Here is a 22,648-nt window from a genome sequence, read left to right on the forward strand (position 1 = left end):
TAGGGATGAGGAGGGTAGATTGCCGGTCAGCACATAGCCGATGCCGTTGGCATGCCAGCGCGCGAGAGCCACGCCCGGCGGGGTCGCCCAAGAAATACACTATGGCCGCCGTACAGCCGGAAACGGTTCAGCTTTGTTTATCGACCGCGCTGGCGGAATAACCGTCCTCCAAAACCCGCTGTCCCGAGCTTTTTCTTGACTTGCGGGCGACGAAGCAGTCTAAGAACCTATCCGTAAATAATATTCACTTTCAGTTTCACCTTGCGAAAGGCCATGATGGCGGCGGCCAAGTGGTTGAGTGCGACAAAGCTGCGTTCAAGCTTCTCGTAACGGACCAGCAGCTTTCGGAAGCGATTGAACCAACTGTGGGCGACTTCAACGATCCACCGGCGTGCGCGTTTGTGCGGATGCTTTTGCAGATCGATGGCCTCTTGGGCCCGGCCTTGAACGTGCGGGATATAGCCGTGGGCCTGGATCGTTTGCCGAGCGGCGGCGCCGATATAACCGGCATCGGCGCACAGGTGTTTGTGGCGTCGCCGAGGTGGATTGGGGCGGTGGACTTGAATCGCGTCCAGCACGGGGTCCAGTTGCGAGACATCATGCCGATTTGCGCCGGTCACGATGAGTGACAACGGGACCCCACGCGCGTCCACCAACAGATGGCGCTTGCTCCCATTTTTTTCCCCGATCGGTGGGATTGGGTCCGACCGATTCTTGCGCCATGGGGGCTTTCATCATCGCGCCGTCCACGCTTTGCCATCGCCAGGCAATCCCCTCCATATCGTCGTATTCGGCCAAACCCGCTTGCCAAAGCGCGGTAAAAAACCCGCGGCGTTCCCATTCCAGAAATCGCTTATGAATGGCGCTCGCGCTGCCGAATCGCTCAAACGGCAGGGCTTTCCATTGGCAGCCCGTGCGCAGTACATATACGATCGCCTCGAACACCACACGCGGGTCCTTGGCTTTGCGGCCGCCACCCGGCCGCCGCTGATAGGCGCTTTGCGACTGGTTTTGGCGCGGTTCACGCGCCGGAATAAGCGGCGCAACACGTTCCCAGAAAGCATCCGACACTTCCCAGGATTCCACCCGGGACTTGCTCATGGTTGCCTCGACACTTTGTGAATCTTGTGGCTAGTATAATTTATTTAAGGATAAGTTCTAAATAAGTTCGAGTTTCCACACCCCGCCTTTGCAACTCGCTCCATCACGAAGCTACGCTCGACACGTTTAGGTAAGAAAAAATATGTCGTGCGCAACGATTGTCGTCAGCGTCATCCGATTTTAATTAAAAAAATTAAGGGTGAATAATTATAATGAAGAAAACATATTTATTACCCATTTTTCTTGTATTTTTAATTATTACGGGATTAGCGGCGCAATTCTATATTTCTATTAAAAAAACCGGTTTGTCGCACGACGGCGCTATAACTTATCTCGCCGCTAGTGGAAAACAAATTGATTATTCTAAAAATATTTCAAATGTCGCCGGCCATTGGATGCCTGTGATTAAAATTAAAAAGTTTTTTTATAATGATAATTTCTTTAATTTCGGGGAAATAAAAGAAGGTTTGGTTAAAACCGACATACATCCACCTCTGTATTTTTGGCTTGTACATATCGCGGTGTGGCTATTTGGTTTTAGCATTATTTGCGCGCCTCTCATTAACTTTATTTGTCTGGCGCTGACACTCGGCGTTATTTATATTTTTGTCAAGCAGAATACTGAAGACCGCATAACTTCATTGCTGGCGGTTGCAATACTTTGTATATCGCCTGTTTGCTTCGATATAACGAATATATCACGCCAATATGCCCTTTTTATGCTGCTTTCAATCATCCTGATTGTCGCGGCTTATAAATCGATTACTACATATAAAAGCCAGGCTATATGGTGGTTTGCGGCCGTATTCGCAGCTTGCATACTTGGTTTACTTACACACTATTATTTTATTCTTGTTATTACGGCCGTTTTCCTGGCGGCTTTTGTTACGCTGCGAACTTGTATTATAAAAATGAGTTTGCTTGCAAGCTCGATGTTTACAGGCGTAGCCGTATTTTTCTTATTGATGCCGGGTATTCTGGAGCAGTTCGGAAGGCAGCAGCATCAGAAAGAGCCATTTTCTCTCGCTAGTATTTCTTCTCGCTTAGATCATTCTATAGACATTTTCTCTTATTATTTTGGCTGGCATCCATGGTGGCCTAGTTCGGCTGCAGTATTGCTTGCTTTTTTAATTTTTTCTTTTCTCTTTTTAATCAATCGAAAGAAGTCGGCGCAACAAGCGGAAGTTGATGATGTTGATGGTATATCCAAGCGTTTCGCGAGATATATGCATTATGTTCTCATTTTTTCGGTAGCGCCAGTTCTTGTTCTTTATGTGTTTCAATTTGTTTCGGAACACGCCATGGCATCTCGCTACTTGGCGCCGCTGGCTCCGACTATAGCAATCGTTACCGCTATAGCTCTTAGAAATGTGAGTGTCCGGATACCCCTGCTAATTATGTGCTTATCAGCCTTTTTGGCTGTAAACAATTATTCCTTGGCTAAAAATAGTTCAGTTTCTTTTGATAAATATAAAGCGTTCAAGTCCGCACACCATATCGTTATAGACAATTTAGCTCGCGGTGTGGCTCTTCGGGAACTTCCTTATTTAGATGAGCGGCAAATGGTCTTCCTTGACTGGCGTTGTGACTTGAAAGAAGAAATGGAGAAATGGGCTTCGGCTCTGACTGCCGGAGACGTAGTTGTTCTCAACGATGCATATAAAAATTCTTCTTGCGATAGGGAAGCTTTTTTAGAAAAGCTTAGGGCCGAGGTTAAAATAAAGAAAGTAGATAAAGACGCTTTTCTGGTTGTAAAACAAGACGTTTACGCGGCCGAACGCTAGCAGACGGCGCCGCCATCGATCGGAAGTGGTATCCTCGCCGCGGATGGAACCGATCATCGGTTCGCCCGTTGAATCAGGACGCCCATCCGTTGACCGGCCGGACGCGGCCGGCAAGTGAGCCTGGTTCGTGGCGGAAAACGGCAACCGCATAGAGGCTTTCGAGCTGAGCGGTTTCGTGCTGTATCTGCTGCTGGCCCGTGTGAAGCTGTCGATGCCGGGCTATGTCGTCAAGCGCGTGACGTGGCTTTACGTGCCGTATCGCGCGGCAGAAAGCAAGCGTGCCGACCGGCGCCGCTACGGCGCGAGCGGCCGAATGGGTTAGACTAATCGGTCATTCTTCGATTCTAGGGCAGCAGGCCCTAACCAACGGTTCGATCGCGATGTCGGAAACGGTGGAAAACAGCAACGCGCCGAAGGTGTTCGTGGCCACCTGGGGCTGCCAGATGAACGAGTACGACTCGGCCAAGATGGTCGACGTGCTGGCCAAGAACCGCGGCGCGACGCGCGTGGCCGCGCCTGACGAGGCCGATATCATCCTGCTCAACACCTGCTCGATCCGGGAAAAGGCGCAAGAGAAAGTGTTCTCGCAGCTCGGCCGGTGGAAACCGTTGAAGGACGCCAATCCGAATCTGGTGATCGGCGTGGGCGGCTGCGTAGCTTCCCAGGAAGGCCATGCCATTCGCGAGCGCGCGCCGTTCGTGGACCTGGTGTTCGGCCCGCAGACGCTGCACCGGCTGCCGGCCATGCTGGACGACGTGGCCGACAACGGCGCGGGCATCGTCGACATCGCTTTTCCCGAAATCGACAAGTTCGACCATATGCCGGCCGCGAAGGCCGAGGGCGCGACCGCGTTCGTCTCGATCATGGAAGGCTGCTCGAAGTACTGCAGCTTTTGTGTGGTGCCGTATACCCGGGGCGAGGAGATCAGCCGGCCGTTCGACGACGTGATTCTGGAAATCGCCGAGCTGGCGGCGCAGGGCGTGAAGGAGATCACGCTGCTGGGCCAGAACGTCAACGGTTATCGCGGGCCGATGGAGGACGGCTCGATCTGCGATCTGGCGATGCTGGTTGAGCTGGTGGCCGAGGTCGAGGGCATCGAGCGCATTCGCTATACCACCAGCCATCCGCTGGAATTTTCGGATGCGCTGATCGAAGCCTATGCCCGAGTGCCGAAGCTCGCCAACACTCTGCATTTGCCGGTGCAATCGGGCTCGAACGCGGTGCTCGAAGCGATGAATCGCGGCTACACGGTGGCGCACTTCAAGGAGCGCATCGCGCGGCTGCGCGAAGTCCGGCCCGACATCAGCCTGTCGACCGATATCATCGTCGGCCACCCGGGCGAGGGCGAGGCCGAATTCGAGGCGACCATGGATTTGGTCGAGGAGATCGGCTTCGACGCGGCGTTTTCCTTCGTCTACAGCAAGCGCCCCGGCACGCCGGCGGCCGACATGGCCGACGACGAGCCGCGCGAAGTCAAGAAAGCCCGTCTGGCGCGGCTGCAGTCGCGCATCGCCGGCTTCAACCGCGCCTACATGGCCGCCATGGTCGGCACCACCCAGCGCGTGCTGGTCGAGCGCGAATCCAAGCGCGGCGGGTCCCAGATGGCCGGGCGTACCGATTCCAACCGCTGGGTGAATTTCGAGGGCCATCCCCGCATGGTCGGGCATTTCGTCGAAATCGAAATCAGCGAGGCCTTGGATAATTCGCTGCGTGGCCGCATAAAGACGGCAGCACCGAGGGTCGACGAAGCCCCGAATCTGGCGGCGATCGGCTGAAACACCTGGTCGCGCGAAGCACGAACCCACTACGCCGAGGCAATTTGGCCGACACTACCCTAAGAAAGACGCTGCAGCTCGAGCCGCCCGATATGGAGCGGCTCGCGCAGTTGTGTGGACCGCAGGACGAGCATCTGCGTCTGATCGAAAAGACCCTGGACGTGGCCGTGCACAACCGCGGCCATCTGTTTCAGGTCGATGGGCCGGACGCCGCCGCCGAGGCCGCGATCGACACCCTCAACGAGCTTTACGCCGCGACCGCGGGCGGGCCGATCGCCACCGATCGGGTGCACGTCGTCGCGCGTACCGCGGAACAGGAGCGCAAGGACGCCGCGGCGCGCGAGCCGGGTGGCGACGACAAATCGCCCCGCGACGTGGTGATCAAGACGCGCACCGGGCTCGTGCGCGGGCGCGGCCCGAATCAGCGCCGCTATCTGGCGCGCATGGCCGACAACGATCTGAATTTCGGCATCGGCCCGGCCGGCACCGGCAAGACCTATCTGGCCGTCGCGGCGGCGGTCGACGCGCTGGAATCCGAGCGCGTGCGGCGGCTGATGCTGGTGCGCCCGGCGGTTGAGGCCGGCGAGAACCTCGGTTTTCTGCCGGGCGATCTGGCGCAGAAGATCGACCCGTACCTGCGACCGCTCTACGACGCGCTCTACGAGATGCTCGGTTTCGACCGGGTCGGCCGCCTGATCGAGCGTCAGGTGATCGAGGTGGCGCCGTTGGCCTATATGCGCGGACGTACGCTCAACGAGGCCTTCATCATCCTCGACGAGGCCCAGAACACCACCGTCGCGCAGATGAAGATGTTTCTTACCCGCATCGGCTTCGGCTCGACCGCGGTGGTCACCGGCGATATAACGCAGATCGACCTGCCGCCGTCCAAGCAGTCGGGTCTGTCGCACGCGGTCAAGCTGCTGTCCGGCGTCGACGGCATCAGCGTGACCCGGTTCGCCGGGCGCGACGTGGTGCGCCATCCGCTGGTCCAGCGCATCGTGGCCATCTACGAGCAGGATTCCGAAAACGAAGGCGAGGCCGGCCGGAGGTGATCGATCTCACACTGGTGGTCGCGCCCGGCGTGGCCGCGGACTGCGACCGGCGGCAGCTTACCGACGCGCTCGCGGCGGTGCTGGACGAAGCGGGCGTCGAGCGCCGGGATGACGAGATTAGCGTGGATGTCCGGTTGGTCGATGAGGCGGAGTCCGCCGACCTCAACGGCCGGTTCCGCAACAAGCCGTATGCGACCAACGTGCTATCGTTTTCGGCCGGCGCGCGCCTGCCGGGTTTTTTCGCACTCGGCGACCTGGTGATCTGTATACCGGTGGTCGCCAGCCAAGCCGCCGAGCAGGGCAAGACCGTGGATGCGCATCTGCTGCATATGGTCGTTCACGGGGGCTTCCACTTGCTGGGCTTCGACCATATCGGCGACGATGAAGCCGAGATCATGGAAGCGGCCGAGCGCCGCGTCATGGCGCGGCTGGGCCAGGACGACCCGTACGCGGCATAAAGCCGCGACCGGCGGCTGCGGGCCGGCGACAACACAAGCACGAATCGAGGAGGCGGCTCGGGCCGCGTGAACCATGAGCGACGAGGACGACAGCGACCAGTCTAGTCGGGGCTGGCTGCGCCAGATCGGAATGAGTCTGGCGGGTCCGCCACGCGATCGCGACGAGCTGATCGAGGTGCTGCGCGAGGCCCAGGAGAACGCGTTGCTCGATGTCGACGCCCTGTGGATGATGCAGGGCGTGCTCAAGGTTTCCGAGCTCCAGGTGCGCGACATCATGGTATCCAGATCCCAGATGGTGGTCATCGATTCCGGTGCCAATGCCGGGGAGATTCTGTCGGTGGCTACCGAATCCGGCCATTCGCGCTTTCCCGTGATCGGCGAATCGCGCGACGAGGTCGTGGGCATTCTGCTGGCCAAGGACATGCTCAGCCTGACCGAGATCGACGGCGGCGAGAGCGCCTTCGATCTCACCACCGTGCTGCGGCCGGCCGTCTACGTGCCGGAAGCCAAGCGCGTCAACGTGTTGCTCAAGGAGTTCAAGGCCTCGCGCAACCACATGGCGGTGGTCGTGGACGAATACGGCGGCGTCGCAGGGCTGGTGACCATCGAGGACGCGCTGGAGCAGATCGTCGGCGAAATCGACGACGAATACGACCAGGCCGAGGGCGCCAACATCCTGCGCCAGGAGAAGAACCGGTATCAGATGCGGGCGCTGACGCCGATCGACGAATTCAATCGCTATTTCGGCACCGATTTCTCCGACGACGAGTTCGATACCCTCGGCGGGCTGGTCATGCACGAGTTCGGTCATATGCCGGGGCGCGGCGAAACCACGACCATCGATCGTTTTCAATTCAACGTGCAGCGCGCCGACTCGCGTCGGATCCATCTGTTCCAGATGACGGTGTTGCCCGAGGCGCCCGAGTAGCCGAGGCGCCGGCCGGGCATGCTTCGTCGCGTCTTAGGGTCTGCTGCCGTTTCATACGGCCCCGCGTTGCGACCCAAAATCGTGTCAGCCAAGACGCAGGGCGCCGGCCGCAGTCATTCTGCGGTCAAGCCCTGCAACGCCGGATGGCGCGATTTTGGGCCGCAACCCAGAGGGCCGGCGGCTATTTTTCCGCAATCCAGCGTTGCAACTCGCTTATGTAGCTGGGCTACACTGCACTCGCTGCGCCTTGTCTTGCGAAAAAATAGCCGTCGGCGCGGCGTCGTATGAAACGGCAACAGGCCCTAGTCGATCTGCTGCTGCCCGCCGTGCTCGGCGGGCTGGCGACACTCGGCTTTGCGCCGTGGAACCTGTATCCGCTGACGATCCTCGCGCTCGCGGGGATGATCGCGCTGTGGCGCGCGGTCGGGCCGGGGCGCGCGGCATGGCGCGGGTTCGTCTTCGGGCTGGTCCATTTCGCCACCGGCGTTTACTGGGTGTTCGCGGCCATGCACGAGCACGCCGGCGTCGGTGCGCCGCTGGCCGGGCTCGCCACCGCCGCGCTGGTGGGGTATCTCGCCTGTTATCCGGCGCTGGCGGGCGCTGTGGCCGGCGCGACCCGCCGGCTCGCGCTGACGCTCTGGGCCATCGTTGTGGTGCCGGCGGTCTGGTGTTTGGCCGAATTGCTGCGGGGTTGGTTGTTCTCTGGTTTCCCGTGGCTGTCGGTCGGCTATGTGACTGTTGCCGCGCCCCTGAACGGGCTGGCCCCGTTGGTCGGCGTGCACGGCCTTGGCATCGCGCTCGTGATGGCGGCGGGCACGCTGTGGCTGCTATACACCGGCACGCTGTTCGCGCGCGTGGTCGCGCTGGCGCTGGTGGCGATCCTGCCGGTGGCGATCTGGTTGGTGCCGGCGACCGCGCACTGGACGCGCCCGCTGCCCAAAACCCTGCGCGTGGCGGTGCTCCAGGGCAATATCGCCCCAGCGGACGAGCGGCGCTCGGCCATCGGCGAGACGCTGCGTCGCTATCGAGATATGACGCTGCGTAGCGACGCCGAACTCGTGATCTGGCCCAAAGCGGCCATTCCGGCTCCGGCTGCCCGGGTCGATCGCTACCTCGGACGGTTGAACGCCGCTCTCGCCAAACGCAAGCAGACCGTACTGGCCGAGCTGTTCTGGCCGACCGGCGACGGGCGCCATCGATATGACAGCGTGATAGCGCTCGGCCTCGGCGAAGGGCGCTACGACAAGCGCCACCTGATCCCGTTTGGCGAATACATGTCGGGCTTGGGCTGGCTGGGCGAAAGCCCGGCGCGGCCCGGCGGCGCGATCGGTCGTACGATCGCCGGTGCGATCCGCCAGCCGCTGATTCGTAGCCACGGGGTGGCGCTGGGCGTCTCGATCGGCTTCGAGGACATGTTCGGGCGCGCTATACGGCGCGCGCTGCCGGGCGCGGGCATCCTGATCAACATCACCAACGACGGCCGGTTCGCCGGCACCGCCGCGCCGGCCCAGCACCTCGAGATCGCCCGCATGCGCGCACTCGAATCGGGCCGTCCGCTCGTGCGCGCCGCCCATGCCGGCACCAGCGCGGTGATCGGCTTCAACGGGCGGGTCTATCACCGGGCGGCGGCCGGCCAGGCTGCGCGCCTGGTTGCACCGGTCGTACCGCGGCGCGGCCTCACGCCCTATATGGCGTATGGCGACGCGCCGCTGTGGTGGGCGAGCGCGGCGATCGTGGCGCTGGCGCTACTCGGCGCCGCCGGGCTGCGATGGCGAGTTTATGGGCATGGGCGCCGGGCCGGCCCCAAAACCCGAAATGCCGAGCCATAAGCCGGTATTAAAGCGAACACCGGGCGGGGCTCGGCATCTATTCAGGCTTTTTCAACCTGACGAGGCGATCGGACTCGGCGGCATGTCGAGCAGCCGAGTGATCTGGTCCAGCGGCAACGCTCGGCTGAAATGATACCCCTGGGCCAGAAAGCAGTCGTAGCCCAGCAGCGTTTGCATCTCGGCCTCGGTTTCGACGCCTTCGGCGAGTGGCTCGAGATCGAGATTATGGGCCATCCGTGCGACGTTTTTGACCAGTTCGCCGGCGCGCGCGGATTGGCCCATGCCTTGAATGAAGCTGCGGTCGATTTTCAGCCGATGGACCGGGATACGTCGTATATAGCTGAGACTGGAATAGCCGGTACCGAAGTCGTCGATCGCCAGCCGTACACCCATGGTCTCCAGTATGCACAACGTGCTTTCGGCCTTGTCGTGCTCGGCCATGAGCACGCTTTCGGTCATTTCGATTTCCAGCGCGGCCGGGGGCAGGCGGTGGCGATCGAGCAGGGCCGCGACCTGGGCGGCGAAATCCCGCTCGCGCAACTGCACGGCCGACACATTAACCGCCATGGTCAGCGCTTCGTGGCCATTGTGTCGCAACATGGCCAGATCGGCGCAGGCGCGCGCCAGGGCCCAGGCGCCGATTGGGCGAATCAGCCCGGATGCCTCGGCCACCGGAATGAAATCGGCCGGACTGCGATAGGCTTTCGCCGCGGTCGGCCAGCGTAGGAGCGCTTCCAGACCCACCACGGTGTTGTGCCGCATATCGACCTGCGGCTGGTAATGAACTTCGAATTCGTCGTCGACCAGCGCTTTTTGCAGCGCGATCTGGATTTCCGCCTTTTGCCGAAAGCCGGCTTCCATATCAGCATTGAACCAGGCGATGTCGTGGCCGCCGTTGCGCTTGGCCATGTACATGGTCAGATCGGCGCGTTTGAGCAGGGTTTCGGCGTCGTCGCCGTGGTCAGGGTAAAGCGCGATGCCGATACTGCATTGGGCGGTAAACGCCTGGCCCGCCACCACGACCGGCTCCTTGAAAGCGCTTTGCAGGCGCCGCGCCAGATCCGACAGGGTTTCGGTCAGGTCCGCACCGACGGTGACCAATACGAATTCGTCGCCCCCGACCCGGGCCAGCGTATCGGCGTCGCGGACCCGGTTGCGCAGACGGGCCGCCAGCGTTTTCAGGTAGTGATCACCGATGTCGTGTCCGCCGATATCGTTGATCTGCTTGAAATCATCTAAATCCAGGTACATAACGGCGACCTCGTCGCCCGTGTCCCGGGCGGCGGCGATCGCGCCCTGTAGTTGCCGGCGCAGTGAATCGTGGTTCGGCAATCCGGTGAGCGCGTCGTGGTGGGCGCGGTGCACGAGCGTTTCTTCGAGCGCCTTGTGCTCGGTGACATCCTTGACTATACCGATCCAGTTTTGCATCGTTCCGGCCGGTTCCATGACCGGTGTCATCTGGACTTCCAGCCACAGCGACTGGCCATCGCCAGCCTGGGCGGCGATCAGCGCCTGGGCGTTGCGGCCGGCTTCCAGGGTTGAAATCATGCGGGCCGCGTCACGCGCACCCTCGGCCGTGAACAAGTGCGACAACGGCTGCTCGAGAAGCTCGTCGCGCGTATTCCCGCTAAAATGCTCCATAGCCGCGTTCAGGTAGACGATTGGATAATCAGCCGCCTGTGCCGAGCAGATGAACATGCCGTTGTGACTGGATTCGATCGCCTGGTTGCGCAGTTCGAGCGTGCGCCGATCGTGGCGCTGTTCGGTGACATCGCGCACGACCAGAAGCCAGGCTGGCTGGTCTCGCCATTGCAGAATATGAACCGATAGCTCGACTTCGATCGATTGCCCATCGTGGGTCACGTGATGCCATAGGCCCGCGCCGCGCTGGTCGGGCCCCCAGCCCTTCCGGCGGGCGTCGGCGTCCTCGAGCTCGGCGACCGGCTCGATATCGCGCAGGGTCATGGTCAGGAATTCGGACCTTTCGAAGCCATAGCATTGCCGCGCCGTGGCATTGATCTCGAGAAATTGCAGGCTGTCCCGGGCCACGACGAACATGGGCAGCGGGTTATGGTCGAAAAGCTCTCGATAGAGCGTTGCTTCAGAAGCCTCGAGCCGCTGGTATGCGGCTTCAAGTTTGGTATTCCTGTTATACAGCTCCAATGTCGCTTTTTCGGCGATTGCCTCGGCTTCAAGTCGCGCGGCCCGTTCGCGTTCGGCGCGCTGCCGCAAGCGTTGCAATTCGGATTCGGTAACCATGCCGGGCCTACGCAAAACGCAGTTCGAACCGACAGCGGGCGCCGTGGTCTTCGATGCACTCCGGGTGCGCGATCGAAACCCGCTCCTGATAGTAGTCTGCCAGCCCCTGCATCAGGCCCTCGGCGAGCCCGCACAGTGGCCGGTGCGAGCGATAGATCACGGTCATGCCGGCGTCGCCGTGGTCGGTGCAGACAAAATCCGGCGGGCGGGCATCGGCATAGAGCTTGCGCGCCTCGGGATGGATAACCCGATCCAGGCGCGGTAGAAACGTACGAATCGAATCATGGGTTTGAAATAATGCGGATAACGCTTGAAGAAATGGCCGATCGCGCGTCGGCCCATCCAGCACGTGACTTGTCTTGGGCTGTGGCCCAGCGCCTTGGCTGTGGCGGCGATCAGCGCCCGCATTTCCGTTTCGGGATAATTGCCCAGCGCGGTGTAGCCGCGATCGATGCCGGCGTCTTCAAGCAACTGGTCCCAAGCCGCGTCGCCCAAGTGTTCGCTGACCACGTCTTCGACGACATTGAACAATACTCCTTTCACGCCGATAGCCCCTCTATTTCGAGTATTGACTGATAATATCGGCCAAACCGTACCGTAAGTTGACCCATTGCAGCCATTGCGCCGGTCGAGCATTCAAAAAAGTGATGCGTGAGCTGTCGATGGCGTAATGCGTTGTTGCAACGCCGTATTGCCTAAAAACCCCGGGAAAACGCAGCGCGGGGCGGACAGGCGCGGTTCGAGCCATTACACTTGCGCGGCCGTTGCAACCGATTCATAGGACCGATGGACCGCAGCTACCGTTTCGCCGACATCGAAGTCGATGTTCAGCAGCGCTGGATCGATGCCGACGCTTTTCGCGTGGCCCGCGACGAGCGCGAGAAGTTCTATTGCCTGTCGATGTTTCCCTACCCCAGCGGCAAGCTGCATATGGGGCATGTGCGCAATTACACCATCGGCGACGTGATTGCGCGTTATCAGCGTATGTGCGGCAAGAACGTGCTCCAGCCCATGGGCTGGGACGCTTTCGGCCTGCCGGCGGAGAATGCGGCGATCAAGAACGGCGTGCCGCCGGCGAAATGGACGCGCGAGAATATTGCGGCCATGCGCGCGCAGTTGAAACAGCTCGGTTTCGCCTACGACTGGTCGCGCGAGATCGCGACCTGCGACGCCGCCTACTACCGCTGGGAACAATGGCTGTTCACCAAGCTGTTCGAGAAGGGGCTGGTCTATCGCCGCGAGTCGGTGGTCAACTGGGATCCGGTCGACCAGACCGTGCTGGCCAACGAGCAGGTGGTCGACGGCCGCGGCTGGCGCTCGGGCGCGATCGTCGAGCAGCGCGCGATCCCGCAATGGTTCGCCCGCATCACGGATTACGCCGACGAACTGCTCGACGATCTGGATAAACTCGACGGCTGGCCGGACGCGGTCAAGACCATGCAGGCCAACTGGATCGGGCGCTCGACCGGGCTGGAAATCGACTTCGCCCTCGCCGATTCGACGGCCGGCCAGGACGAACCGCTGACGGTCTACACCACGCGCCCGGATACGCTGCACGGCGCGACCTATATGGCGTTGGCCGCCGATCACCCGCTGGTCGCCGCCGCGGCCGATACCGATGCCGAGCTGGCCGCCTTTGTCGAGGAATGCCGGGCCGGCGGCACCGCCGAAGCCGGGCTGGAAACACGCGACAAAAAAGGTTATCGCCTGTCGGTCGAGGCGATCCATCCATTGTCCGGCGAAAAGCTACCGATCTTCGCCGCCAACTTCGTGCTGATGGGCTACGGTACAGGGGCGGTGATGAGCGTGCCGGCGCATGATCAGCGCGACTGGGAATTCGCGAAAGCCTACGATCTGCCGATCGTGTCGGTGATCGCCGACGACTCCGGTGCGCCCGGCGACGTCGGCGAGTCGGCGTTCGTCGACAAGGGGGTTCTGGTGAACTCCGGCGCGGACGACGGCAAGGACTTCGAGACCGCTTTCAACGACATCGCCGATCGGCTCGAAGCGCGGGGCGTCGCGCGCCGCAAGACCCAATACCGGCTGCGCGACTGGGGCCTGTCGCGCCAGCGCTACTGGGGCGCGCCGATCCCGATCATCCATTGCGACGATTGCGGTCCGGTACCGGTGCCCGAAGCCGATCTGCCGGTGGTTCTGCCCGAGGATGTCACGCCGGAAGGCGCCGGATCGCCGTTGCCGAACATGCCGGAATTCGTGAACTGCGATTGTCCGACATGCGGCAAGGCGGCGAAGCGCGAGACCGATACCTTCGATACCTTCATGGAATCGTCCTGGTATTTCGCGCGCTTTACCTGCCCCGACGCCGATTCGATGATCGACGATCGCGCGCATTACTGGATGCCGGTCGATCAGTACGTCGGCGGCGTCGAGCACGCGATTTTGCATCTGTTGTATGCGCGTTTCTTTCAGAAGCTGATGCGCGACGTGGGCTTGGCGAAGGCCGACGAGCCGTTCGCCGCGTTGCTGACCCAGGGCATGGTGCTGAAAGACGGCGCCAAGATGTCCAAGTCCAAGGGCAACACGGTCGACCCGCAGGCGCTGATCGAGCGCTACGGCGCCGACACGGTGCGCCTGTTCTCGATGTTCGCCGCGCCCCCGGATCAGTCGCTGGAATGGTCGGATGCGGGCGTCGAAGGCGCGCATCGCTTTTTGCATCGGCTGTGGCGTCTGGTCGTCACGCATGTCGAGGCCGGCGTGGTCGCGCCGGCGACGCGTGCACAAGGCGAGGCCGGCGAACTGCGGCGCAAGCTGCACGAGACCATCGCCAAGGTCGGCGACGATGTCGGCCGGCGCCATACCTTCAATACCGCCGTGGCCGCGATCATGGAACTGGCCAATGCGCTCGGCCGGGTCGCGAATCCGCCCGCCGCCGCTATGCAGGCGGTCCGCCAGGAGGCGCTGGAAGCGATCGTGCGCATGCTAGCACCGATCACGCCGCACGCCGGCGATGTGCTGTGGCGCGCGCTGGGCCGCGACGGTCTGCTGATGGACGCCGCCTGGCCGAGGCCCGACGAGGCCGCGCTGGTGCGCGATACGCTGACGCTGGTCGTGCAGGTCAACGGTAAGGTGCGGGCACGCATCGATGTGCCCGCGGATGCCGATCGCGATACAGTGGCCGAGACCGCGCTGGCCGAGCCCAACGTGGTTCGTCATATCGAGGGCAAGGACCTGCGGAAGACCATCGTGGTGCCCGGCAAGCTGGTCAACCTGGTGGTTTGAGCGCGTCGGATCGATGGATCGTCCAGGGAAACCTCTGATTGAATCCTCGCGGATCGGGTTCGAGTCCGCAAAGCCGTCGATACACGGCGCATGGCGCAGCGTCCGGGTCATTCCCGGACCAAGCCATGCAACACCGTAGCGGTGGCTTTGCGGCCGAATTTTTCTCGCACCGCGAGAAAAACCTGGGCTTTGCACGCGCCTGGGCGGCGCCAGCGCGTGCTACCGTGCAACCAGCACGCCACGCCCGCGATGTCTTGCCAGCCACGCGCAAAGCACGCCGGCCCGACCGTGATGATTCAATCAGAGGTTCCCTAGGCAGAGAACACGCATGACAGGTCACGTTTCGCTATTTGCAACGCTTTATCGCCACGCCGCCCGAGCCGGCGCCGTGCTGGCGCTGTTCGCGCTAGCCGGCTGCGGCTTTCATTTGCAGGGCGCCTCGCCTTTGCCGGACGGTATCTCGTCCATGCACGTGTCGTACAACGACAACTATCGCGTCGGCGATCCGCCGCTCGTGACCACGCTCAAAGAGCGCCTGCGCCGCCAGCATCTGCTCGGCGATATCGGTGCGCCGGCCGAGCTGGATATCGTGAGCGTGAACAATAGCCAGCACATCGCCTCGGTGAGTCCGGTCAACGGCGACGCGGCCGAATATGCGCTGACCACCCAGGTGGTGTTCAACTATAGCGTCAACGACGTCGAGCAGCTTTCCGGCGAGACGCTGTCGACCACGCGCTACTACACGGTTTCCGATACCCAGCGTTTGTCCTCCGAAGGCCAGCGCGGCCAGACGCTCACCCAGATGCAGCGGGATCTAGCCAATCTGATCCTCGCGCGCATCGCCCGGGCCAACGACAAGCTCGGCGCTCCGGCCGGCGCGGGCGACTGAGCCGTGGCCGATCAGGCGAGGCTCACCGACAGCCCGGTCGCACCGGCCGATATCGCCGCGTTGATTCGCGGCCGGCGCACCATCGACCGGTTTCGGCCGAACGAACTGCCGGATACGGCGCGGGTTCACGAAGCCATCGAACTGGCGCGCTGGGCGCCAAATCATCATCGCACCGAACCCTGGCGTTTCTACGTGATCGGCGATCGCACGAAAACGGCCATCATCGATCTCAACACACGCATGCTCGCCGCCACGCGTGGGGACGCCGCCGCCCAGGCCAAGCGCGAACGTTGGCAGGCCATACCCGGCTGGCTCGCGTTGGGCTGTGTGCCCGACAGCGATCCTGTTACCGCGCGCGAAGACTACGCCGCCTGCGCCTGCGCAATCGAAAATCTCATGCTTTATCTACACAGCGCCGGCGTGGGCACCAAGTGGGCGAGCGGGGCGGTCACGCGCGAGCCCGAATTCCTCGACCTGCTCGGCGCGGCGCCGGGGGAATATTGCGTGGGGCTGATCTGGTACGGTTACGCCATGCGGCGTCCACGCTCCCAGCGACAGGCGGTCGAACACATCGTCCATAGTCTGGACTGAAGCGTGGCTCCGCCGATTCAAGAGCCGAACCAAAAGGGCATTGCAAAACCCCCGGCGTGGATATAAAATTGCGCGCTTTCGCAGCCCGGGTCGCTGCCTTTTGCCACGGCTTACGACCTTCTACGGTTCACGACCTCCTACGGTTAAACCTCCTACGGTTAAAAAGTTGCAATGAAGACGTTTTCCGCGAAGAAAAACGAGGTGCCCGGCGACTGGTACGTCGTCGACGCGACCGACAAGACGCTCGGTCGACTGGCCTCCGAGGTCGCTTTTCGCCTGCGCGGCAAGCACAAGCCCGAGTACACGCCGCATATGGATGTCGGCGATCACATCGTGGTGATCAACGCCTCGAACGTGAAGACCACCGGTAAAAAGGCGCAGCAGAAGAAGTACTACCGGTTCACCGGGTACGTCGGCAACCTCAAGGAAATAACGCTCGAGAAGCAGTTGGCGACGCATCCGGAACGGGTCATCGAACACGCGGTCAAGGGCATGTTGCCGAAGGGCCCGCTCGGCCGTGAGATGTTCCGTAAGCTGCGCGTCTACCCGAGCGGCGAGCACCCGCATACGGCGCAGCAGCCGCAGACGCTGGAGATTTAAAGCATGGCAACCGAACAGTCGTACGGCACCGGCCGTCGCAAGACCGCTTCCGCTCGCGTATTCATCAAGCCGGGCTCCGGCCAGATCACGGTCAACAAGAAGACGCTGGACGAATACTTCGGCCGCCCGACTTCGCGCATGATCGTGCGCCAGGCGTTGGAAGCCACCGAATCGACGGACCGTTTCGACATCACCGTCACGGTCAACGGCGGTGGCCCGAACGGTCAGGCCGGCGCCATCCGCCACGGTCTGGCCCGTGCTTTGGTGGACTACGACGAAAACCTGCGCGCGCCGCTACGCGCCGCCGGTTATCTGACACGCGATGCGCGCAAGGTCGAGCGCAAGAAGGTTGGCCTGCACAAAGCCCGTAAGTCGCCGCAGTACTCCAAGCGCTAAAGCGGCTTATCGGTGGCGGTTCGGTACAAGAGCCGAACTACCGTCCCAGGTTACTGGGGGATCGTCTAATGGTAGGACTGCGGACTCTGACTCCGCCAGTGGGGGTTCGAATCCCTCTCCCCCAGCCATACAAACCCGCCACACGGCGGGTTTTTTTATGGCTCGTGGGAGCGCCCTGATGAGAAACCCTCGGCTCGATGAGCGTGCCGCAGCCGCTTTTCGGCCGTATCCGCGGCTTGAGTCTCCGGTAAAAGTGTCAACTCAATTGGGCGAAATCGATACAGACGCTAAGATGCCGGCTGGTCACCGGTAACATCCATCGATTGCGCACGCCGTGAATTCGTTCCGTTTCATTCATACCGCCGACATTCATCTCGACAGTTCCATGCATGACTTGTCGGATGAGGCGCCTGGCGTGGCCGGAAGCACGCATGACCTCTGAATCCCGACAGCGGCGGCGCGCCGCACTGGTCTGTTTTTCCGATATCTTGTCACCTCTGGCCGGCCGGCGCGTCGCCCTGATCGCCCCCGCCGGCGGCGTGAACGACGATCGCATCGATACCATGCTGGCCGTGCTCGAGGCCGCCGGTGTCGATGCCCTTCTCGGCGCCCACGCGCGCGAACATCACCGCTACCTCGCCGGCACCGCAGAGGCGCGGCTCGCCGATCTGCACTGGGCGTACCAACTGCCCGACGTGGCCGCCGTCTGGTGCCTGCGCGGCGGCTATGGCAGCGCCCATCTGGTCGAGCATATCGACTGGCCGCGTATTCGAAGCGATGTTCCGTTGATCGGCTTTTCCGATATCACCGTGCTGCTCGAAGCGTTTCGTCGGCGCGGACGGTTCGCGGTCCACGCGCCGGTCGCCACGCAACTGGCCATGCCGGGCGGGACCGTTGAAGAACAGGATCGCCGCGCCGCCTCGTTGGCCGCGCTTGTCGACTTGCTGCGGGGCCGCGTCCGGGCGTGGCCGCTGGCCCATGCCGCCGGTTCGGCGTCGCCCGTTTCCGGCCGCCTCGTCGGCGGCAACCTCACGACCCTCGCCGGTATGGCCGGCACGCCGGCGGCGCTACGGCTCGAGGCGGATTCGATTCTGCTGCTCGAAGACACGGGCGAAGCCGAATTCCGCCTGGAGCGCAGCTTTCATCAGCTATTGTCCTCGATCGATCGCGACCGGCTTAGGGCGGTCTGCCTGGGCGGTTTCAACGATTGTCGCCTAGCCGATGGCATGCGCTCGCTGCTGAGCGTTTTCGCCGAATGGAGCGAGAATTATGGTATCGCCTTGTATCACGGTCTTCCCATAGGCCATGGGTTTGCCAATTACGCTTGGACCTACAACGCGATGGGCTTGATCGAAGCCGGCCGACTTGAGTTTGACCCATAACGTCGTCGTCGGTTTGCTCGTGCAAAGTGCGACTGCGAACGGCAGCGAACTCGGCGGGGCAAGGGCGCGTTATTCGTATCTTTAGTTCGGAGCAAGAATCGGCATACTCGCAATGCGAGGCCGGGGATTAGATGGTATCTAGTGCGCGATCATTCGGCGCCGGCGGTGATTCAACTTAATGGGAGTGTGTGATGCAAGAACCGATGGTGCTGCGCTATATCTGCGAGCTGGGCGGAGACGAAACGATCGTGGAGGCGACCGGCGCCGAGCAAGCCGCCGACGCGGCGGTCAGGGCGTACGCGGCCGAGCACGGCGCCGGGACCTACACGGTCACGGTATCGGAGGCGACCGACTACGATCTGCCGCTGATCGCCGGTGACGACTACACCGTTACGGTGGGCTGAGAAGCGGGCGGAGCCGAGCGATGAGATCATGCACGACGCGTGCCGCGGCCGCGGCTTTGGCCACTGCTTTGGTCACCGCGCTGTTGGCCGGCTGCGCCGCGCTACCGGGTCTTGGTGGCGGCCACGAAAAGCTCGTAAAACGGGCGGACGCGCTGGAAATCACCCCGGCCGAACACGACGCCGGCGCCCGACAGCGTCTATCCGATGCGCTGGCCACGATTTATGCCGGCAACACCGTTCGGCCGCTGCACTACTATTCGGAGTTCGTCGATCTGAACGGCGACGGCCGGCGTGAAGCGGTGGTCTATGTCGTCGGGCCGAGCCACTGCGCGGATGGTTGCGATCTATACGTATTCCAGCCGCAAGGCGCTCGCTATGCGGCGATCACCCGCATTCCCATTTCGCGAGCGCCGGTCTACGCGCTGGCGCACCGCAGCCACGGCTGGCGCGATCTGCTGGTAACCACCGGTAGCGACGAAAACGGTGCCGATGAGCAACTGATGCGATACGCGGGCGGTGGCTATGTTCCGGTGGAAAACGACCCGGCCGACGATGCCGGGCGTACGCTGTTGATCAAATCGTTAAGCAACGCGGGCCACGCCCATGTGCTGCGTCTCTCGCGGAGCGATTCCGAAGACTGAGCCGTGGCCGTTGCCGCCGATGTTCATGGATACCGGGCCGCGGACACGGCGTTGTCACCGTATCCGCGGTCCGGCGCCGATGGCCTATTCGTAGACCTTTTGACGCGCCTGTTCGAGTTTCTTGATGATCGAGTCCATCTGATCCGGATAGGCTAGAAAGCGCTGGAACTGGGTCATCGCTTGTTTCGCCATTTCGGGTTTGTTGTCCCGGTCATAGAACTGCGCGGTGTGTTCGACCTTCTGCATGATCTGGAATTGATGCTGCAGGATCGGATTGTTCGGCGCCTCGGCCGCCTTGACCACCGGCAATTGGCCGAGCGCCCGGTTCAGCTTGGTCTGGTTCTCCGGCTTGACCAGGAAGGCCAGGAAGGTCTTGGCCGCCTTCTTGTGCTCGGCCCGCTGCGGTACGGCGAACATATCGATCGGCGCATCCTCGGCCATGGCGACGTCCGGGTTGATCTGTGGGAAGCGCACGAAGCCGATCTCGTCGCGTTTGTCCTCGGGGATGTTTTGCTGGAAGAACGAGCCGATCAGGAACATGCCGGCCTTACCGTTGACCAGGAAGCGCTGCGCGCCCTGCCAGCGATACGAGGTGGCGTTTTCGGTGAAATAGTCGTTCTTGATCAGCGTCGCCCAGTGCTCGAACACTTTCCTCACGCGCGGATCGGTGTAGGGAATCTTGCCGTGGCAGAGTTTTTCGTGGAAGGCATAGCCGTTGATGCGCATATCCAGATAGTCGAACCACGCCGCGGCCGGCCAGAGTTCCTTGTCGCCGAGCGCGAACGGCTTGATGCCGTTTTTTTGCAGCGTCGCGGACACCTTGAGCAGATCGTCCCAGGTCTTTGGCGGTTCCAGGCCGTATTTCTTGAACAGGTCCTTGCGGTAATAGATACCCCACATGTAGTAGGTGTAAGGCATACCCCACTGTTTGCCGTGCCACGTCAACTGTTCGGTCACGGCCGGCGAGACCTTGCTCTTGAAATCCAGATTTTTCCAGAGATCCGAGACATCGGCGAACAGATGATGCTTGACGAACAAGTGCATCCGGGTGCCCGGATACCAGTAGACGAGATCCGGCGGACTGGCCACCAGCCAGTTGCGGATCGCGGTCTTTTCCGCCTCGTGGTCGTAGATATTGACCTCGGTCTTGATCTCCGGATGCTGCTTATTGAATTCGGCCACGATTTCGGCGAACGCCTTGGCCGAGGGCGGATTGCTCAGCCCGGAATTGATGATCAGTGGCGTGGCGGCCTGTGCCGCGGGGGCCACGACGGCGGCGAGCGCCAATCCCGCCAGCATTCGGCGCATATTTTTCATCGGTCTTCTCCTCTCTCGCGTGGGCTCGAAATCGTCGAGCGTCGATTGGTTATGGGGGGTTGGGTTGTGGATTCTTTTTCGCGTGCGCTCGTGACCCAGGCGCAGAGCCCGGCCGGCGCCAACCGACGTTCGCCGATGACCAGGCGAGCATCGCGCGGCGCGGGCGCGGCGACGGTATCGGGGCCGAAATTGAAGGCGAAGGTGTGGCCGCCGTGCTGTCGCAAACGCAGCCCGGCCGGCAGATATCGGACCGCCAGCCTGGCCTCGGCAGCGACATGCGCGAGCAGGCTTTGGCACAGCGCCGGGTCGGGCCAACCGGCCAGATAGCGCCGGTTATGATGCGCATAGACCACGCCGCGGCCGTCGGCCAGCGTCGCTTCGGGCGCGATATCGCTGTCGACGTGTTCCAGCCAGCGCTCGATATTACCGGCGTAGCCGTGGCCGTGTACCGGCTCGGTGTGGCCGGGCCGCAGCGATTCGGCGCGTAGAATACGCACACCGAGATGCTGCGCGAGCGCGCCCGGGGCCAGGTTTTCCGGGGTCTGAAAATCGCGGGTTTTGGAGCCGCTGCGCGGGCCGAACACGATCCGGCCGGGGCAAGCGTTGAGCGCCGCCAGGGCCGCTTCGCTCACATGCGCCAAGCTCGGCACCACGACCAGCGCATAATCGGAAAGATCCGCATCGGCGGCGACGATATCGATATCCAGCCCCAGCCGGCGCAGCGCGGTATAGAAGGCGAACGCCAGCTGCCAGTAGTCGAAGTTCGCGCCTTGCGGCTGGGCGTCGAGCATCCAGCAGGTCGGATAGTCGAACACGAGCGCGACCGCGGTCGGCTGCGGCGCGGTGGCATCGAAGTGTGCGATTTCTTCGGCCACTTGGCGCGCCTCGCCGCTGGCCAGGTCGGCGCTGCCGTCGGGCCGCTGTAGGCCAGTGTGCCACTGTTCCTGGGCGAACGGCGCTTGGCGCCAGCGGAAATACGACACCGTCTCGGCGCCGTGCGCGAACGCTTCCCAGGTCCACAGCCGCACCATGCCGGGCAGCGGTGCGGCGTTGTGCTGCGCCCAGTTGACCGGCCCGGGCTGTTGCTCCATGACCCAGAACCGGCCGCGCCCGGCGCCGCGGTACAGATCGTGGTGAAACGCCGCGACGTCCGGGTGGCCGGTGCGCATATAGCGTTGCTTGGTCGCCGCGTCCCACGGGCCGACGTCCAGAAACCCCAGCGGATAGCTGTCCCAGCTGAAGGCGTCGAGATCGCGCCCGAGCACGTGGTGGTCGTAGTCGGTGAACAGGCCCATGCTGTTGTGCAACACGGTCCGGCCGGGCGATTCGGCGCGCAGAATCGTCACCTGCTCGCGGTTGAAGGCCACCACCTGATCCGAGGAAAAACGCGAAAAATCGACCACCTGGGCCGGATTGGGCTCGGTGACCGTGGCCACCGGCGGATCGATATCGTCGAAACTATCGTAGATCTGGCTCCAGAACACGGTGCCCCAGGCGGCGTTCAGCGTCGCGATGTCACCGTAGCGTGCGGCCAGCCAGTCGCGGAAAGCGGCCGCGGCCGCCGGCGAGTAGCTGACCACGGTGTCGTGGCAGCCGTATTCGTTGTCGGTCTGCCAGGCGACGACCGAGGGATGGCCGCCGTAGCGCTTGGCCACCGCGGCGGTGATGCGACGGCTTTCGGCGCGATAGATCGGGCTGGAGAAACAATAGTGGCGGCGTGAGCCGAAGCCGCGCGTCCGGCCGTCGGCGCCGACCGCCAGAATCTCGGGATGCGCGCGGACCAGCCAGCGCGGCGGGGTGGCGGTCGGCGTGCACATCACGATCTCGAGGCCGGCTTCGGCCAAGGTCTCGACGGCGCGATCCAGCCAGCCCCAGTCGAATTCGCCCGGCTCCGGCTCGATCAGCCGCCAGGCGAACTCGGCGATGCGCACGCGCTTGATGCCGATCGCCGTCATCGCCTCTGCGTCGGCGGCCCATTGGCGCTCCGGCCAGTGCTCGGGGT

Annotated in this window: 19 protein-coding genes, 1 tRNA gene and 1 pseudogene; 16 read left to right on the forward strand and 5 right to left on the reverse strand. The window is 62.4% G+C overall.

Features of this window, described 5'->3' with window-relative positions:
* Positions 1-227: 227 nt before the first annotated feature.
* Positions 228-1,101, reverse strand: a protein-coding gene (locus VFJ08_RS02460) for an IS5 family transposase (protein ID WP_349256935.1) whose coding sequence is annotated in 2 segments (ribosomal slippage) — positions 228-680 and positions 682-1,101 — 873 coding nt in all. Because the reading frame shifts where the segments join, the coding sequence is not laid out codon by codon here.
* Between the two features lie 212 nt (positions 1,102-1,313).
* Here VFJ08_RS02460 and VFJ08_RS02465 point away from each other — a divergent pair.
* From VFJ08_RS02465 to lnt, 7 genes are all read left to right on the forward strand, one after another.
* Complete coding sequence (locus tag VFJ08_RS02465) at positions 1,314-2,885, forward strand: glycosyltransferase family 39 protein (RefSeq protein ID WP_324994804.1); 1,572 nt, start codon at positions 1,314-1,316, stop codon at positions 2,883-2,885.
* 127 nt (positions 2,886-3,012) lie between these two features.
* On the forward strand, positions 3,013-3,207 hold the full coding sequence (locus VFJ08_RS02470; protein WP_324994806.1) for a hypothetical protein: 195 nt from the start codon (positions 3,013-3,015) through the stop codon (positions 3,205-3,207).
* Positions 3,208-3,265: 58 nt separating this feature from the next.
* Positions 3,266-4,660 carry a tRNA (N6-isopentenyl adenosine(37)-C2)-methylthiotransferase MiaB gene (miaB, locus tag VFJ08_RS02475; RefSeq protein ID WP_324994807.1) on the forward strand — a complete coding sequence of 465 codons (1,395 nt, stop codon included), beginning with the start codon at positions 3,266-3,268 and terminating at the stop codon, positions 4,658-4,660.
* A gap of 92 nt (positions 4,661-4,752) precedes the next feature.
* Entirely contained in the window at positions 4,753-5,712 is a 960-nt protein-coding gene (locus VFJ08_RS02480) for a PhoH family protein (protein ID WP_349256938.1), read from the forward strand.
* On the forward strand, positions 5,709-6,170 hold the full coding sequence (gene ybeY, locus VFJ08_RS02485; protein WP_324994812.1) for an rRNA maturation RNase YbeY: 462 nt from the start codon (positions 5,709-5,711) through the stop codon (positions 6,168-6,170). The genes VFJ08_RS02480 and ybeY overlap by 4 nt, the downstream gene beginning before the upstream one ends.
* A gap of 73 nt (positions 6,171-6,243) precedes the next feature.
* Positions 6,244-7,098: an HlyC/CorC family transporter gene (locus VFJ08_RS02490; RefSeq protein ID WP_324994814.1), complete on the forward strand. Its 855-nt coding sequence runs from the start codon at positions 6,244-6,246 to the stop codon at positions 7,096-7,098.
* Positions 7,099-7,382: 284 nt separating this feature from the next.
* A complete protein-coding gene (gene lnt / locus VFJ08_RS02495; RefSeq protein ID WP_324994816.1) occupies positions 7,383-8,927 on the forward strand; it encodes an apolipoprotein N-acyltransferase in 1,545 nt (514 codons plus the stop codon).
* A 51-nt stretch (positions 8,928-8,978) separates the two neighbouring features.
* On the opposite strand, the gene VFJ08_RS02500 is transcribed toward lnt, so the two are convergent.
* Both VFJ08_RS02500 and VFJ08_RS15830 read right to left on the reverse strand, forming a co-directional pair.
* Positions 8,979-11,186 carry a putative bifunctional diguanylate cyclase/phosphodiesterase gene (locus tag VFJ08_RS02500; RefSeq protein WP_324994818.1) on the reverse strand — a complete coding sequence of 736 codons (2,208 nt, stop codon included), beginning with the start codon at positions 11,184-11,186 and terminating at the stop codon, positions 8,979-8,981.
* Between the two features lie 7 nt (positions 11,187-11,193).
* A pseudogene (locus VFJ08_RS15830) lies at positions 11,194-11,822 on the reverse strand (heme NO-binding domain-containing protein).
* A 150-nt stretch (positions 11,823-11,972) separates the two neighbouring features.
* Here VFJ08_RS15830 and leuS point away from each other — a divergent pair.
* From leuS to VFJ08_RS02555, 9 genes are all read left to right on the forward strand, one after another.
* Positions 11,973-14,426 (forward strand): leucine--tRNA ligase, encoded by a 2,454-nt coding sequence (gene leuS / locus VFJ08_RS02515; RefSeq protein ID WP_324994820.1) that lies wholly within the window; start codon positions 11,973-11,975, stop codon positions 14,424-14,426.
* Positions 14,427-14,754: 328 nt separating this feature from the next.
* A complete protein-coding gene (gene lptE / locus VFJ08_RS02520; protein WP_324994822.1) occupies positions 14,755-15,315 on the forward strand; it encodes an LPS assembly lipoprotein LptE in 561 nt (186 codons plus the stop codon).
* A 3-nt stretch (positions 15,316-15,318) separates the two neighbouring features.
* A complete protein-coding gene (locus VFJ08_RS02525; protein ID WP_324994824.1) occupies positions 15,319-15,906 on the forward strand; it encodes a nitroreductase in 588 nt (195 codons plus the stop codon).
* A 171-nt stretch (positions 15,907-16,077) separates the two neighbouring features.
* Entirely contained in the window at positions 16,078-16,506 is a 429-nt protein-coding gene (rplM, locus tag VFJ08_RS02530; RefSeq protein WP_324994826.1) for a 50S ribosomal protein L13, read from the forward strand.
* Between the two features lie 3 nt (positions 16,507-16,509).
* Complete coding sequence (rpsI, locus tag VFJ08_RS02535) at positions 16,510-16,902, forward strand: 30S ribosomal protein S9 (RefSeq protein ID WP_324994828.1); 393 nt, start codon at positions 16,510-16,512, stop codon at positions 16,900-16,902.
* Between the two features lie 54 nt (positions 16,903-16,956).
* Positions 16,957-17,030: transfer RNA gene (locus VFJ08_RS02540), tRNA-Gln, on the forward strand.
* 303 nt (positions 17,031-17,333) lie between these two features.
* Positions 17,334-18,284, forward strand: a complete 951-nt coding sequence (locus VFJ08_RS02545) for an LD-carboxypeptidase (RefSeq protein WP_324994830.1) — start codon at positions 17,334-17,336, stop codon at positions 18,282-18,284.
* A 191-nt stretch (positions 18,285-18,475) separates the two neighbouring features.
* The gene (locus VFJ08_RS02550; protein ID WP_324994832.1) at positions 18,476-18,688 is read left to right on the forward strand and encodes a hypothetical protein; all 213 of its coding nucleotides are present in this window, start codon (positions 18,476-18,478) and stop codon (positions 18,686-18,688) included.
* 20 nt (positions 18,689-18,708) lie between these two features.
* Complete coding sequence (locus VFJ08_RS02555; RefSeq protein ID WP_324994834.1) at positions 18,709-19,329, forward strand: hypothetical protein; 621 nt, start codon at positions 18,709-18,711, stop codon at positions 19,327-19,329.
* Positions 19,330-19,413: 84 nt separating this feature from the next.
* Here the strand turns inward: VFJ08_RS02555 and VFJ08_RS02560 are convergent, their stop codons facing one another.
* Together VFJ08_RS02560 and VFJ08_RS02565 are read right to left on the reverse strand one after the other, a co-directional pair.
* Entirely contained in the window at positions 19,414-20,646 is a 1,233-nt protein-coding gene (locus VFJ08_RS02560; protein WP_324994836.1) for an ABC transporter substrate-binding protein, read from the reverse strand.
* A partial coding sequence (locus VFJ08_RS02565; protein WP_324994838.1) for a beta-galactosidase occupies positions 20,643-22,648 on the reverse strand: 2,006 nt, incomplete at its 5' end. The genes VFJ08_RS02560 and VFJ08_RS02565, both read right to left, overlap by 4 nt.

The organism is Salinisphaera sp., from assembly GCF_035690525.1.
GTDB lineage: Bacteria > Pseudomonadota > Gammaproteobacteria > Nevskiales > Salinisphaeraceae > Salinisphaera.

Coding starts and splice junctions, on each gene's coding strand:
- VFJ08_RS02555 (WP_324994834.1), top strand. CDS start 18,709: ATGAGATCATGCACGACGCGTGCCGCGGCCGCGGCTTTGGCCACTGCT.
- VFJ08_RS02560 (WP_324994836.1), bottom strand. CDS start 20,646: ATGAAAAATATGCGCCGAATGCTGGCGGGATTGGCGCTCGCCGCCGTC.
- VFJ08_RS02480 (WP_349256938.1), top strand. CDS start 4,753: ATGGAGCGGCTCGCGCAGTTGTGTGGACCGCAGGACGAGCATCTGCGT.
- VFJ08_RS02500 (WP_324994818.1), bottom strand. CDS start 11,186: ATGGTTACCGAATCCGAATTGCAACGCTTGCGGCAGCGCGCCGAACGC.
- lnt (WP_324994816.1), top strand. CDS start 7,383: ATGAAACGGCAACAGGCCCTAGTCGATCTGCTGCTGCCCGCCGTGCTC.
- leuS (WP_324994820.1), top strand. CDS start 11,973: ATGGACCGCAGCTACCGTTTCGCCGACATCGAAGTCGATGTTCAGCAG.
- rpsI (WP_324994828.1), top strand. CDS start 16,510: ATGGCAACCGAACAGTCGTACGGCACCGGCCGTCGCAAGACCGCTTCC.
- VFJ08_RS02465 (WP_324994804.1), top strand. CDS start 1,314: ATGAAGAAAACATATTTATTACCCATTTTTCTTGTATTTTTAATTATT.
- VFJ08_RS02545 (WP_324994830.1), top strand. CDS start 17,334: ATGACCTCTGAATCCCGACAGCGGCGGCGCGCCGCACTGGTCTGTTTT.
- VFJ08_RS02490 (WP_324994814.1), top strand. CDS start 6,244: ATGAGCGACGAGGACGACAGCGACCAGTCTAGTCGGGGCTGGCTGCGC.
- VFJ08_RS02550 (WP_324994832.1), top strand. CDS start 18,476: ATGCAAGAACCGATGGTGCTGCGCTATATCTGCGAGCTGGGCGGAGAC.
- lptE (WP_324994822.1), top strand. CDS start 14,755: ATGACAGGTCACGTTTCGCTATTTGCAACGCTTTATCGCCACGCCGCC.
- miaB (WP_324994807.1), top strand. CDS start 3,266: ATGTCGGAAACGGTGGAAAACAGCAACGCGCCGAAGGTGTTCGTGGCC.
- rplM (WP_324994826.1), top strand. CDS start 16,078: ATGAAGACGTTTTCCGCGAAGAAAAACGAGGTGCCCGGCGACTGGTAC.